11 protein-coding genes are annotated in these 14,296 nt (G+C 50.9%); all 11 read left to right on the top strand.

The window, feature by feature from the left end:
- The first annotated feature begins 29 nt into the window (after positions 1–29).
- The 11 genes from I8J30_RS08080 to I8J30_RS08030 all read left to right on the top strand — a co-directional run bounded on the left by I8J30_RS08080 (position 30) and on the right by I8J30_RS08030 (position 13,653).
- Positions 30–632, top strand: a complete 603-nt coding sequence (locus I8J30_RS08080; protein ID WP_091222139.1) for a sigma-70 family RNA polymerase sigma factor — start codon at positions 30–32, stop codon at positions 630–632.
- Positions 633–918: 286 nt separating this feature from the next.
- Positions 919–1,971 carry a BMP family lipoprotein gene (locus I8J30_RS08075; RefSeq protein ID WP_210657013.1) on the top strand — a complete coding sequence of 351 codons (1,053 nt, stop codon included), beginning with the start codon at positions 919–921 and terminating at the stop codon, positions 1,969–1,971.
- A 76-nt stretch (positions 1,972–2,047) separates the two neighbouring features.
- Positions 2,048–3,544, top strand: coding sequence for an ABC transporter ATP-binding protein (locus I8J30_RS08070; protein WP_210657011.1), 1,497 nt, complete (start codon positions 2,048–2,050; stop codon positions 3,542–3,544).
- Entirely contained in the window at positions 3,541–4,611 is a 1,071-nt protein-coding gene (locus I8J30_RS08065) for an ABC transporter permease (RefSeq protein WP_240547906.1), read from the top strand. The genes I8J30_RS08070 and I8J30_RS08065 overlap by 4 nt, the downstream gene beginning before the upstream one ends.
- The gene (locus tag I8J30_RS08060; protein WP_338044830.1) at positions 4,595–5,518 is read left to right on the top strand and encodes an ABC transporter permease; all 924 of its coding nucleotides are present in this window, start codon (positions 4,595–4,597) and stop codon (positions 5,516–5,518) included. Before I8J30_RS08065 ends, I8J30_RS08060 begins: the two co-directional genes overlap by 17 nt.
- A 36-nt stretch (positions 5,519–5,554) precedes the next feature.
- On the top strand, positions 5,555–6,229 hold the full coding sequence (locus tag I8J30_RS08055) for a sulfite oxidase-like oxidoreductase (protein WP_210657009.1): 675 nt from the start codon (positions 5,555–5,557) through the stop codon (positions 6,227–6,229).
- Entirely contained in the window at positions 6,229–6,960 is a 732-nt protein-coding gene (locus I8J30_RS08050; protein WP_210657007.1) for a nucleoside phosphorylase, read from the top strand. Before I8J30_RS08055 ends, I8J30_RS08050 begins: the two co-directional genes overlap by 1 nt.
- A 963-nt stretch (positions 6,961–7,923) precedes the next feature.
- On the top strand, positions 7,924–9,804 hold the full coding sequence (locus tag I8J30_RS08045) for a cache domain-containing sensor histidine kinase (RefSeq protein WP_210657005.1): 1,881 nt from the start codon (positions 7,924–7,926) through the stop codon (positions 9,802–9,804).
- Entirely contained in the window at positions 9,801–11,207 is a 1,407-nt protein-coding gene (locus I8J30_RS08040; protein WP_240547905.1) for an ABC transporter substrate-binding protein, read from the top strand. Before I8J30_RS08045 ends, I8J30_RS08040 begins: the two co-directional genes overlap by 4 nt.
- Before the next feature lie 423 nt (positions 11,208–11,630).
- Positions 11,631–12,515, top strand: a complete 885-nt coding sequence (locus tag I8J30_RS08035) for a GNAT family N-acetyltransferase (protein ID WP_240547904.1) — start codon at positions 11,631–11,633, stop codon at positions 12,513–12,515.
- 28 nt (positions 12,516–12,543) lie between these two features.
- On the top strand, positions 12,544–13,653 hold the full coding sequence (locus I8J30_RS08030) for a nucleotidyltransferase domain-containing protein (protein WP_210657004.1): 1,110 nt from the start codon (positions 12,544–12,546) through the stop codon (positions 13,651–13,653).
- The last annotated feature ends 643 nt before the right edge of the window (positions 13,654–14,296 follow it).

The following is a 14,296-nucleotide window of genomic DNA, read 5'->3' as shown; positions in this document are numbered from 1 at the left end:
CGGATGACGGGTGGCAAAGGAGAATTGCCGTGAATGAAGCGCAATTAGTGATGTTATCGAGGCAAGGCGATGAAACGGCCTTTAACAAATTGGTCGAGCTCTACAAGGATAAATTATCCCGTATGGCGCATCGAATCCTTCGCAGCAAGACGGATACCGAGGATGTCGTTCAGGAAACGTTTCTGAAGGTGTATTTGAACCTGAACCGCTTTGATGAGAATAAACGTTTCTCGACGTGGATATTCCATATCGGGAAGAACATTTGTCTGGATCTTCTTCGCCGCCGCAAAACCCCTCCACTGCCGCTGGACCAGCCTGTATTAGCCCAGTCCGATCAAGCGCTCTCTCTCCATGATGTCATTCCGCATGCATCGCTCTCTCCGGAAGGTGAAGTGATCGAACGCGAGCTTTCGTCGAAGATGGCGGAGCTCATCGATAAACTGCCTGATAAGTATAGAAGCGTTGTCTATCAGCGTTATGTGCTGGAGATGTCGATGGAGGATATCGGCCGTGCGAATAATATACCGGTTAATACAGTGAAGTCGCGCATCCATCGCGGGAAAGATTTTATGAAGAAACGCTGGGGCAAGACGCTTCTCATTTATTCTCTGCTGTTGTTTAGCTTCTTCTAAATGATAAAGCGTGTCTGAATGGAACGACTCATTCGCACGCTTTTTTTGTTGGTTCGATGCGGGTTAGAGGTGTGAAAACGAACCGTTTGTATAGGGGGCATCCACTTCTGGGATACTATGGTTGCTTTTTGCCTGTATTGCTTAATATTTACATATCGGAAAGTCGTATTTATGGATAGCCAATTCTGGTACATAGCGGTATAATATCCATACGGATTGCGCGAAAATTGTCGATTTTTGATAGCAATTTAGAGAGAGACTACACATAAGACTAGGAGAGAAACAGATGAAAAAAGGGATTCTGCTTGCTGTAGTACTTATTTTAATGTCTTCATTGTTTGTCGCATGTGGCAAGAAAGAGAACAACACGGCCGGTAACTCGACGAACACGAGCAATTCGGGTAATGCAAGTGAACAAGCTCCTACTAAGAAAGTCGCACTTGTTCTTCCGGAGAAAATCGGCGTTAACGCCTTCTTCGTACAAATGGACGAGGGCTTCAAGAAAGCAGGCAAAGAGTTTAACGTTGAAGTAAAAACGATCGAATCGACTGACCCTGCCGCATTCGAGCAGAACCTTCGTTCGACGGTTGCCGAGAACTACGATATGATCATTACCGCTACTTTCCAAGCGGAAGATGCACTGAAGAAAGTTGCTGCTGAGAATCCGGACAAACCGTTCGCGATCATCGACACGGTAGTAGACCTTCCGAATGTACGAAGCGTTGTATTCCGTGAGTACGAAGCCTCGTACCTCTTGGGCGCAGCTGCAGGTCTTTCCACGAAAACGAATAAAGTCGGCATGGTTGTTGCAATCGACGCGCCGCTATTGAAGAAATATACAGAAGGCTTTGCGCAAGGCTTGAAATACACGAACCCCAATGCAGAAATGCTTATCAACTATGTAGGCGGATTTACGGATCCGGCGAAAGCGAAAGAGCTTGCACTGCTGCAATTCTCCAAAGGCGCCGACTTCATCGCAGGCGCATCGGCTGTAGGCGACCTTGGCGTGTTCGAGGCTGCGAAAGAGAAAGGCTTCTACACTTCCGGTCAAGACATCGATAATACCGGCGTTGACCCAGAGCACGTTGTCCTTGCACAGCTGAAAGGTACGGACACAGTTGCATATGAAACGGTTAAATCTTTTGCAGAAGGCAACTTTGCATACGGAGCAGTTGATTACGGTTTGAAAGAAGACGGCGTTGGTCTTACTTATGTAACAAGAGACAGCCAATCTCCTCTGAACCCGTTCATCGGACAAGCAACCGTTGATAAAGTAAAAGCAATCAAAGATGATATCGTATCCGGTAAACTGGTTGTTAAGAACCCGCTGAACCCATAATGTCACCCTGCCGGCTGTATGAACATACAGCCGGTTTCTTCCTATTTAGACGGTATGAGAGGAGAAGAACGGCCGAATGTTGCTTAGCATGGAGAATATTACGAAGGCTTACGGTACTGTAAAAGCCAATACCGATATCCATTTTACGCTGAACAAAGGTGAAATTCATGCGCTCGTGGGCGAGAATGGCGCCGGCAAAACTACGCTTATGCGCATTCTGTACGGCATGGAGAAACCGACCAGCGGCTCCATTCAGATTAACGGCGCCGAGCAGTCGTTCTCCACACCATCGGATGCCATTCGCAGCGGAATTGGGATGGTGCATCAGCATTTCATGCTGTTTCCCTCCTTCACGGTAGCCGAGAACATCGTCATCGGAAGGGAGCCGAGTTCCGGAATTGGCTTTAACCGCAAAGCTGCGATTGCAGAGGTTGAAGAGTTGTCACGCTTGTATGGGATGCCGGTTGATCCCCGCAAGAAAACGTCGGCTTGTTCGCTTGGCGTTCAGCAGCGCGTTGAAATTTTGAAGGTGCTTCACCAAGGTGCGGACATTATTATTCTGGATGAACCGACGGGCGTACTGACGCCGCTTGAAGTGAAGGAACTGCTACTATCGATTAAACGGCTTGCCGCACAAGGGAAAAGCTTCATCATCATCAGCCACAAGCTGCAAGAGATCATGGATGTTGCGAACCGGATTACGGTGCTTCGCGATGGCCGCGTGACCGGTGTGGTCGATGCCAAGCATACCAGCGTTGAACAAATTTCCAGGCTGATGGTTGGCCGCGATTTGGTGGAAATGACCCGCACTGAGCCGGAGCTTGGCGCGGCTGTGCTTGAAGTAAAGTCGCTTACGGTCAATGGCGATAAAGGGAAGCCGCTTGTCAATGATGTTAACTTATCGGTCAGAGCAGGCGAAATCGTGGGCATTGCCGGGATTTCCGGCAACGGTCAATCGGAGCTGATCGGCGCGATCGCGGGACTCGTAGATATCGGCAGCGGTCAAGTGATGCTCGCAGGCAAGGAGATTACCGGAGCCCCGGTTCGGAAGATTCGCGAGCTTGGACTTGCGCATATCCCCGAAGATCGCTATCAATGGGGCGCGGCTAAGGATGCGACCGTCGTTGAGAACGGCGTAATGGGACATGCTCGCAGAGAGCAGCGTTACGGCATGCTGCGTGGACGGAGCATTCGTTCCATGGTGGAAGGCTGGATCAAACGGTTTGAGATTAAAACCGGTTCGCCGGACACGAAAGCGCAGTTTCTATCGGGTGGTAACCTGCAGAAGCTGATCGTAGCCAGAGAGCTGGCGCAAGGCACGCCGTTTCTTATCGCCGCAGAGCCAACGCGCGGTGTTGATGTCGGAGCGATGGAGATTATCCATGGCGAGCTGATTAAGAAACGAAATGAGAAAGGCGCCATTCTGCTCGTTTCGTCGGAGTTGACGGAGATTCTGAAGCTGTCTGACCGGATCCTGGTCATGAATGAAGGCCGGATCGTTGGCGAGCTGACTGCAGAAGAAGCGACAGAAGAACGGATTAGTTTATTGATGGCAGGAGGTAAGCAGGCTTGAAAAGTAAACTCACCCAATTTGCAGGCGCGCTCTTCCAGCCGGTGATTGCTGTCATACTTGGCTTGCTGATTGGTGCCATTGCCATCTCGCTTGTTGGCGGATCCATTATGGAGACGTACTCCGAGATGTGGAAGGGTGCATTCGGCAGCTTCTACTTTGTAACGAATACGCTGTCCCGCGCAACGCCGATTATATTGGTCGGACTTGGCGCGACGCTTGCCTTCCGAGCGGGGTTCTTCAACCTCGGCGCAGAGGGACAAATGATTCTTGGCGGGCTTAGTGCGGCATTGATCGCCCTATATGTTCCGGGTCCCGGTTGGTACAGGCTTATCATGGCACTGGTTGCCGGTATTCTGGCAGGCGGGATTTGGTCTGCTTTTGCCGGTTGGATGGATGCGAAATTCCGCATGAATTTGCTAATTACGACGCTTCTGCTCAACTACATTGCGTCCTTGTTTGCCGGTTATTTGGTGGCTTATCCGCTGAAGGATACATCCGGTTCGGCGGCGATGTCGCAAACGAAGATGATTGATCAGAGCGTCTGGCTTCCTAAATTGTTTCAAGGCATGAGTCTTCATGCCGGATTTATTATTGCGATTCTCGGCGCGGTACTGCTGTATTTGTATATGAAATATACGGTGAGCGGCTACGAAACGCGCATGCTTGGCAACAATCCGCTGTTCGCTGCTTACGGCGGTGTGCAGCGCGGCAAGCTGATGCTCTACAGCATGATTGCCAGCGGCGGCTTCGCAGGCTTGGCCGGTGCAGTAGAGGTGCTCGGTACGCAGTACCGCTATTTGGATGGTTCGTTGTCTACGCCGGGGTATGCTTGGTCGGGGATTATGGCGACGCTTCTAGCAGGCTCGCATCCGCTCGGCACGGCTTTCGCATCGTTATTGCTCGCTGCCTTGCAAACCGGAGGTATGGGCGTAGAGCGCAATACGGAGGTGCCGCTTGAGATTGCGAGCGTCATCCAAGCTACGCTGATTCTCTTCGTCTCAGCTAAATTAAGCTACGTCTTCTTAAAACGCAGGAAAGCGAGGGCTCAAGGTGGAACAATTGCTTGATGCTTCACTGTTTAACTCTGCCCTACGAATGGTAACACCCATTCTGCTTGCCGCACTCGGCGGCGCGATTTGCTCGCGCGTTGGATTGTTTAATGTAGGCTTGGAAGGGCTTGTGCTGTTCGGCGCTTTCTTCGCAATCGTCGGCAATTACTTGATGGGCAATGTATGGCTGGCTGTTGCTTTTGCGGTCGTATGCGTCATGCTGTTCTCGATGATATTTGCTTATTTAAGCATTCAGCTTAGGGCCAATGTCATCATCGTCGGGATATCGCTAAACTTCTTGGCGCTGGGCTTAACCTCGTTCAGTCTGCGCGCAATCTTCAATGTGAAAGGCGCTTACTACGATAAGAACATGCAAGGTTTGCCGGGCTGGGACATACCATTGATTAAAGATATACCGTGGCTCGGCGACGTTCTATCCGGGCATTCGCCGCTCGTGTATGCTGCATTCCTGCTTGTTTTTGTTTTTCAATATTTCTTGTTTAGAACGGTATCCGGCTTCCGTTTGCTGGCTGTCGGCGAGAATCCGGTTGCTGCGCGCAGCATCGGCATCAAGTCCAAACGGATTCAATATGGCGCTGTCCTGATCTGCGGCATACTATGCGGATTAGCCGGCGCACAGCTGTCGCTTGGACAAGTGACGATGTTCACCGAAAATATGACCGCTGGCCGAGGCTTTATCGCTCTTGTGGCGACGATGCTCGGTCAATCGAATCCGATTGGCGTTGGCGCATCCAGCTTGTTGTTCGGGTTTATGGATGCGATCAGCATTCGGCTGCAGGGCTTGGCGCTGCCGACTCATTTTACAATGATGCTGCCTTATGTGGTGACGCTTGTGATGATGTTCTTCTTCAAGGATAAGAGCTATCTTGCGGAAGCGCGCAAAGCGAATGAAAGCTCCCGTTAATGAAATCGAATGGCCGAGGCTCAAGGAGGTAATCAAGTGAACAATAAAGCAGAACGCCTGAAGAAAGCGAAACCGATCACGCAGGTGGAAGTGGATGCAGCGCTGGCGCATCGTCTGCCGCCGGGCCAAGCGCTGACAGAGCGCTTCCCGATCTTGCACGAAGGGGAAGTGCCGAATTATTCGCTGCCGGACTGGAGGCTGCGCATCTTCGGTGAAGTGGAGAACGAGATGGAATTCTCGCTGGAGCAGCTGCAAACGATGAAGCAATCTCAAGTGCTGTGCGATATTCACTGTGTGACGCGTTGGTCGAAGTTCGATACGACATGGGATGGCATTCTGTTCAAGGACTTGCTGCCGTTGCTCGGCGTGAAGCCTGAAGCGCGCTATGTCATGATCCATGCGGATAATGACTATGAAACGAACCTGCCGATCGAAGATATGCTGAACGACAATGTGCTGCTCGCTTTCTTGTTTGACGGAGAGCCGTTGACGCCAAAGCATGGATACCCGCTCCGCCTTGTTGTACCGCATTTGTACTTCTGGAAGAGCGCAAAGTGGATTACGGGGATCGAGTTTATGAAAGAAGATCGTCCGGGCTTCTGGGAGCGGAACGGCTTCCATAACGTCGCGGATCCCTTCCGTGAAGAACGGTTCTCCGGGGAAGATTTAGGTCTCCCGGAAGATTTGTGGAAAGATGTGGACTTCGACTAATGACACTTATGCCTATTTTGCAAATTCATAGCGAGGATGCGGCGGATTTCGCGATTGTATGCGGGGATCCCAAGCGCGCCGAGCTGATCTCAAAGAAGCTGGACAATGCCAGAGAGCTGGCATTCAGCCGTGAATATCGGACGTTCACCGGTGAAATCGACGGTGTACCTATCTTGGTTACAAGCCATGGCGTGGGTTCCGCCGGAGCAGCGGTCTGCTTTGAGGAGCTGATCCGCGCAGGCGTGAAGACGCTGATCCGCGTAGGCACGGCCGGTTCGTATTCGGCTGACCATCCTGCGGGCAGCCTCATCGTCAGTACCGCTGCGGTGCGTGCAGAGGGACTGACTCGCCAGCTGGTGCCGGACGGCTTTCCTGCCGTCGGCGACAGCGATGTTGTTAGCGCTCTGTACGCCGCGGCGCAGGAGAGCGAAGGCATCGTGAAGAAAGGCATCACCGTTTCGCTGGATGCGTTCTTCACCGGTGTGGAAGAGATTCCGCACCGCAAGTATAAACAAGCGGGTGCGCTCGCCGTGGAGATGGAGATCGCGGCGCTGTATGTCGTCGCGACGCTTCGCGGTGCACGAGCCGGCGCCATCGTCGCACTGGACGGCTACGCCGACAGCGACCTCGCGGAAGTGTACGACCCGCACACGAACGTGGTAGCGGACGCCGTCGAGCGAGAGATCGCCGCGGCGCTGCGCGCTGTTGTGATGCTGGCGGGGCAGAAGTAAAAGATGGAAGCCGTCTCAAAATTTCGCTGTGCGACATTTGAGGCGGCTTTTTTGCTGCCCGCTTGTCGCGTGCGATGACTCGCTGATGATCTCCGGTATGCTTCTCGGATGAACCCCTGCGGGCTTCTATGGTAATCTCCCCCGCATACTTCGCGGATGATCCTCCGGCAGGCTTCGATGATAATCCCCCAGCAGGCTTCGCCGATGATCTCCCTGCGGGCTTCGCGGATGATCCCACAGTAGACCTCGATTGTGATTTCACAGCTGGCCTCGACATTGATCCCCCTTCAGCAGATATCGCGGAGAGGCGTGGCGGAGCGCAAGCGTCGACGCTAACGAATCACAGAGGTCTTATTTCCGCCAAATGGCTCGTTTTGAAATTCTAACGAACCCTACAGGTTTTATTTGGTCTTTAAACGCCTCATTCCGCCCCGTTTTGCCTAAATAAGACCGCTACGATTCGTTAGATTTGAAAAGTGATCATTTTCCCCAAAATAAGACTCCTACGATTCGTTAGAGCGATATCGAGGCAGCAACAGTTAGCCTTGGTAACGAAATCCTACTAGCTGGGTCCCCCGCTGAAGTAGCCGGTCACCGGGATTTAACTTTGTTGAACAACATACCGCATTATCTATCTCCACGAACGAGACTGCTACCAAGCTGCACACCTCTAATTGCGAGTCACTTGGCAGTTCAACTAACTAGTTTATTAGATCTGTTTTTATGGTACTCGATGGCTACAATCCATAGTGGCGGGACTGGACTATGGCTGGTTATATGATTGGTTGTATGATCCGAGTATGGTCGGTCTATGGTTAGAGCAGGTACGAGGGTCCAACTTGAGTACGTTCTGCGCGGCATGTCTCAAGCCCATCTTTTTGTTTGTCCGCTTCATCCCCTCTCTGGTATATTGAGTGAGGTAGTGCATCAGGTAGTAAAGCAGAAGGAGCGGTCAGCGCGTACATGAATCCCATTAGGCGGTTCTCACAACTATTCTCCGCATTTAGCGATATGCCGATGGAGCGCAAGCTGCTGCTTGTTTTCCTGGTGCTGATTACATTGCCGCTTACGTTCATTGGGGCGGTTTCCTTTCGCAATTATTCCGATTCGATTGAACAGAACACCATCGCCTATTCCACTACGATGCTGGGCAACATGATGGACCGCGTGGATGATTACATCGACGATATGAGCCGGATTTCATCCATTCCCGCCTATCAGGATGATATTAAGCAAAACCTGATCAAGTCCGGCAAATACCATGAACAGCGCGCGCAATATTCTTCGGATGAGAACAGCGGCACGCCGCCGATGGATTTTGATTTGCTGCTGGCGATTCAGCGCGGCATAGAAGGGAATATTTCGTTTATCAATACGATCAAGCGGGGCGCTACGTCGGTCTATATTTTCGATCAATATGGAAACGGTTACTATTCGACGAAGTCCGGCGGTATCCGCTTGAACATTAAGGAAAGCTATCAATACTGGATGGAGCGTGCAGCCGATTCCAAAGGGGAAGCGCTGCTGATCAGCACGCAGAAATATACGAGTAATTTGAAGAGCACCCGCTACGCGTTTACCGTCGTCCGCAAAATCATCGACAAATCGCTGCATGATATCGGCCTCATCGCCGTGGATGCCAACATCAACGTGATCGAGGATCAAATCGTCAAATTCGATGGAGTCACGCATGGCAAGTCGTTCATATTCGATACGCACGGCAATGTGATCTATGACAGCGATAAGAAGCTGTTGGCCACGAATGTTAGCAACATGCCGATGGTGAAGATGGCGCAAGGGGAGAAGGGGAGCTTCTATCTGGAGGAAAATGGTGAGAGACATCTCTATATCTTTACCACTTCACCGCATACGGATTGGAAGGTAATTACGTCCATCCCGGTAAAGGAGCTGACGCGCAATACGGCTGTTATCCGCAATGTGACATGGATTCTTACGTTTCTGACGATCGGCATCGCGCTGCTTATCTCGATCTTCTTCTCTTTCGCGCTGACGAAGCCGCTGCGGAAAATGATGAAGCTGATGAGGAAGGTGCAGGAAGGCGATTTTAACGTTCAATTCCAAGTCAAACACCGGGATGAAATCGGACAGCTCGGCAATCAATTTAACCGGATGATTCTGCGCATCGATGATCTCATTCGAGACATCTACTTGATGGAAACGAAGAAGAAGGAAGCGGAGCTGCATGCGCTGCAAAGCCAGATCAATCCGCATTTCATGTACAACACCTTGGAGTCGATTCGGATGGCTGCCGAGCTCAATGATGATACGGATGCAGCAGATATGCTGGCGATTCTCGGGAAGCTGCTGCGTTACAGCATCAGCGATCTCAATGAAGAAGTCATACTTGGCAGCGAGATCAATCATATCCGATACTACGTAGACATTCTGAATTACCGTTACCCAGGCCGATTCGAGCTGAAGGTAAACGCATCGGATGAGCTGCTGAACTATTCGCTGATTAAGCTGGTGCTTCAGCCGATTGTAGAGAACGCGATCTATCACGGCATGGACGATAACAAACCGAAGATGATCATCGAAGCATCGGCATGGAAGACGGAGCAGGCTGTCTTCGTTCAGCTTACCGACGATGGAATCGGGATGGACGAGAAGACACTGGAGCGTTTGAACGGTACTTTGCACGGCGTGCTTTCACATGAGGGCAATGATTCGAATTCGTATGGAACCGGAATTGGACTGCGGAATGTGAATGAACGCATTAAATTGCATTACGGTGCCAACTATGGCATTCAGGTGACGAGTCAGCCCGGCATGGGGACACAAGTGATGCTGCAGCTGCCTACCGTGGGAGGAGAGAAGGAATGAAGATGCCGGTGCTAACATCCAAACGTATCACTTACACCTTGGCAGCTGCTGCGCTCTGCAGCTCCATGCTGACAAGCTGTGCATCCCATCAAACCACAGACAAGATTCCTTCGCCTTCTCCGAGCCAGAAGGAGGAGAACACCGGGGAACAGAAACAACTTACGGTTCTGACCAATCGGATCGACCTTGTGGAGAACGGCGTCTTTCAGAAATACGCGGACAAATTCGAGGCAAAACACCCCGGTGCACATGTTGAGTTTGAAGGGTTGACCAATTATGCCAGCGACATTATCGTCAGACTGTCGACGCGGAGTTTAGGCGATGTGCTGCTGCTGCCGAACAATCTGCCGAATGAGGATTTGATCAATTATTTTGAGCCGCTGAATGACAGTCTCTTCGAGCACACGCGGTTTGCTGATTTCAAGTCCTATCGCGGTGAACGGTATGGGATTGCAACGGGGGCTTCAACCGACGGAATTGTGTATAACAAAACGGCCTTTCTGAGAGCCGGCATTACGAAGGTGCCTGCGACTCTGGAGGAGTTCTACGCGGCGTGCGCCAAGCTGAAACGGGTAGGCATCGTACCGATCTATTTGAACTATGGCGCGCAGTGGCCAATGTCCTCCTGGGGTGAGAATTTAGTCAGCTACATGACCGGGAATGCGAATTACTTGAATCAGATGACAGCATCCGATCAGCCGTTCACCAAGGAGAACCCATGGGGGCAGACGATTGCGATTGTCAAAACACTAATCAATAAAGGCTACGTCGAGAAGGACTTGTTCACAAACAACTGGGAGTTGTCCAAAGGCGAGGTGGCTAAAGGAAATGCGGGCATGTATTTCCTGGGCAATTGGGTCATCAATCAAGTTATTGCAGCTGGCGGAAGCTCCGAGGATCTCGGTTTCTTCCCGTTCCCGTATGATAATACGCCGATGCGGTATGCGCCGCTTAGCCCGGATTGGTTCTTAGGCGTTAGCAAATTCAGCGAAAATAAAGAGCTTGCCGAGGCGTGGGCGAACTTCTTCGTGAAGGAGTCCGGATATGTGGACGATTCCGGGTTCCTGCCGGTAGATACGACGAAGACGTCTCAACTGCCGCAAATTCGGCAGTTTCTCACCTTCGATCCGACGTTCGTCGAAAGGCAGCCGCCGAGCGACGATTTCTTGAATATCTCGGCGAAGGCGCAGATGGCTTTCTGGTCCGGGGATTATATTCAGGAGTGGATTGCAGCGCCGGATCTGAAGACTTCCTTCCAGAACTACAATGTGAGATGGGCGGAAGCGCGGAAACTTGTTCTGGGTCTGGAAGCGTCGAATCAGAAGCAATCGAATGAGCATTCGGCGAACAATGCAGCCGCTGCTGAATCGGATAAGAAGAAGCAGCAGCAGTCTCGCCACTAAATAAATTGTAATATTTTACCTTGTTTACTATAATGGGTGTAACTTAAAGGAATGGTGGGATTAGGGCGTTGTTGATGGCATAGGTTCCAAGGCAGCAGTTATCGCTTCATAGCGAACTGAATAACCATGAACGAGAGTGGTGGCTAACCTCCTGCAGAGTGAGGTTAGATTAGCTATGCGGTCGTTCGTGGTTGCCTAGATTGAACCTATTGATCATCACCGCTCCTTGTGGATCGTTCTGGCGAGAGACGTTATTTGCGTCTGGTTAGGGCTGTCTATATTCGAGAAGCCGTGAATGAGCAATATTCATTCACGGCTTTTTGTCGTTCCTGTTCCGCACTTTACGTTACCCAAACTAGATTTCATTATCGGGGGGGATTTACATGAACGAATGGTCCGCAGATGTACCAAGGTTTCATCTGGATGAGCATTACTATTTGGAGCAAGCGGACGCGATGGATTGGGGAATCTATTATTCCCTATTACAACATGGAATATAACGGTTTCTTTAAAGACCAAGGCTTGACGATGGACAACGGCCGGAGGAAATTCTGGATTACTAAAGGAGATACGAAGGTTGGCGGGGTTGTAATTGCGCCTAATATTATTTTTGGCCTATTCTTCATTCCGCCGTTCCATGAGGAGACGAAGGCGTTCAAATTACTCAAGCAAGTACTCCTGTCTTGGTCAGATCGATCGAAACCGATAACGGCCTACGAAATTTTACCGAATCAAATCGATCTTTTTGCGAAAGCAGGCTTCTGGCCGGGGGAATTCAGATGCCGCTGGATGCAGCGACCGACCGAAATGTTGGCGACCGAATGGGACGAAGCGCTGGAGGTAACTTCGCCTCCATTAACCAGGGACGCCGAGGCAATAAACGAGCTCTCTTACAGAACCTATCGGGAAACAATAGACGGCGTGCGAAGAAAGCAGACATCACGCGAAGATCATGATGCTTGGATGGAGCATTACCCCGGGCAAACGAATGAACGATTGCTGCGGGCTTCGAGCTTAGTCTATGATCGCGCAGCATCGCAGTTAGTCGGCTTCTGCCTGATCTCGTCACAAGACGAAATGCCGGCGGTCTATACCATCGCGGTTGCTCCATCGCATCAAGGCCGAGGGATTGCAACGAAGATGCTTCGACGTGCACTGACGGCATTAAAGCAGCAAGATTACCCTCTTCTTCGCCTATATGTGATGCAAGGCAACGATGCGGAGTCTGTTTATCATCAGCTTGGTTTCATCGCAGGTCCTCTGGAAGTTCAAACTTGTCACATTCCCGCACTTCCCGGAACGCCCTAAACCCTACCATAACGAAGGAGGCTATACCATGCTCAATGTATTCGACGTTGCACAAACGCTTGTCAATCATATAAGGGAGCGTTACTCAGAGGATGTTGCTCTTATTGCCTATTACGGATCGTACGCACAAGGGACGGCGACGCCCCGATCGGACTTGGATTTCTTCTTTATTCCCGCCTCGGAGAGAGGCAGCGATGCCAGCGTTCAGTTTGTGCTTCATGATATCAGCTTTGATTTCTGGCCAATTAGCTGGGAACGCGCGGAGCGAATGGCGAAATTCGAAGAGCAGAACACGACGATTATCGCCGATTGCGAAATCTTGTATGTACGATCCGAGGAGGATCGAACGCGTTTTCTGCAACTGCGCAAGATTATCGACGAGCTCCCTCAGCAGGAACAGACATTTATCGGAAAGGCTGAATCCCAGCTGCGCGAAGTTTATGTGCATCTCTATAAAATAAGTCTGCTGCATGAGGACGACATTTCCGGCTGCCGGACCGAGGCACATGGTGTGTTAAATAAGCTGGTTTATACGCTGGCTCTGCTCAATCGAACGTATATGACAAGGGGCTGGGGGAAGAATCGCGAGCAGCTGCTGCAATTCCCGCTGCGTCCAGCAAATTTGGAAGAACAGATCGAAACGATATCGAGGGCCAGCTCATGCAGGGAAATTAGGGAAGCCTGCGGGCAGCTAACAGCGGATACAGTTGCCATAGTAATGGAGCAGCGAAAGACGCACGCAAGCGGCCCTTCTTATCCGGATCGGGCGAAGGGGTTCTATGAAGAGGTAAAAGGGATCTTCGATAAAATCCGTACGGCGTGCGAGAAGAACGATTATACCACGGCTTCCTACTGGTCAATCGGCGTCCAGGATGAAGTCGCTGCCTTTCTCTGCTACTTCGAAACGGGGCTTTGGCCTGGCTCATTGGAGGCTGGCGCAACCTATCACTCCTCCTATACCGAAGCAGGCTTACCCGACTTGCCGGCACATCTGGACCCGCTTAATCTAGTCCCGCTTCATGATGCTGTCGTGCGGTTGGATCAGCTTCTCGAGCGACACCTTCAGTCCAAAGGGGTAGCGATTAACCGCTTCAACGATCTCGCTCAGTTTGAACAATTCCTGAATGAGCGAGTTTAGATTACTCGCCTAACGAAATGAATCCTAGGGGCACTGCAAGCCGCGGTTGTTTGGAATATTGGAGTTGATTTTGCTCATAATGACGCCTTTACGGTTCGTTAGCTTTTTGCGGAATGCTCTAACGAATCGTACAGGGCTTATTTGCCACAAAATAGCTCGAAAAAAATTTTAACGAATCGAGGAAGCCTTATTTGGCTGTTTAGGGCTAATTATGAACCGAATTTCCCGAAATAAGACCTCTACGATTCGTTAGATTCTCGGAGCCGAGAAATCCGGCCAAATAAGGTTTCTACGATTCGTTAGAATTTCGGGGAACACGGGAAGGGGGGGCGAGGGGAAGTGGAAAGCGAGATATGAGAAGCGGGGGACGGAATGCGGAATAAAAAGTGGGGGGCGGGTGCGGAAGCGGGGAGTGTGAATTGAAAGTGAGAAGCGAAAGCGGGACTCGGGAAGCGAATGAGTGATGCGGGAATTGGATCGCGGTACTGTATACGGAATACGGACCGCATTATGTGAGCATACAGCTGCATCGCTAGTTTTTGCCAACTGTGAGGTGGCGCAGGGTGAAAGCTACGCACGCCATCTGCATTTTCAAAAAAAAGGCTTGCTCATCTATAATTCATAGTTGACTTATCGGATTAAT

The organism is Paenibacillus lignilyticus (genome assembly GCF_017942085.1).
GTDB lineage: Bacteria > Bacillota > Bacilli > Paenibacillales > Paenibacillaceae > Paenibacillus_Z > Paenibacillus_Z lignilyticus.
Note: the sequence above shows the minus strand (reverse complement) of the source record. Positions and strands in the feature narration are given on the sequence as shown.

Coding starts and splice junctions, on each gene's coding strand:
- I8J30_RS08035 (WP_240547904.1), top strand. CDS start 11,631: ATGAGCATTACTATTTGGAGCAAGCGGACGCGATGGATTGGGGAATCT.
- I8J30_RS08075 (WP_210657013.1), top strand. CDS start 919: ATGAAAAAAGGGATTCTGCTTGCTGTAGTACTTATTTTAATGTCTTCA.
- I8J30_RS08070 (WP_210657011.1), top strand. CDS start 2,048: ATGTTGCTTAGCATGGAGAATATTACGAAGGCTTACGGTACTGTAAAA.
- I8J30_RS08030 (WP_210657004.1), top strand. CDS start 12,544: ATGCTCAATGTATTCGACGTTGCACAAACGCTTGTCAATCATATAAGG.
- I8J30_RS08040 (WP_240547905.1), top strand. CDS start 9,801: ATGAAGATGCCGGTGCTAACATCCAAACGTATCACTTACACCTTGGCA.
- I8J30_RS08050 (WP_210657007.1), top strand. CDS start 6,229: ATGACACTTATGCCTATTTTGCAAATTCATAGCGAGGATGCGGCGGAT.
- I8J30_RS08045 (WP_210657005.1), top strand. CDS start 7,924: ATGAATCCCATTAGGCGGTTCTCACAACTATTCTCCGCATTTAGCGAT.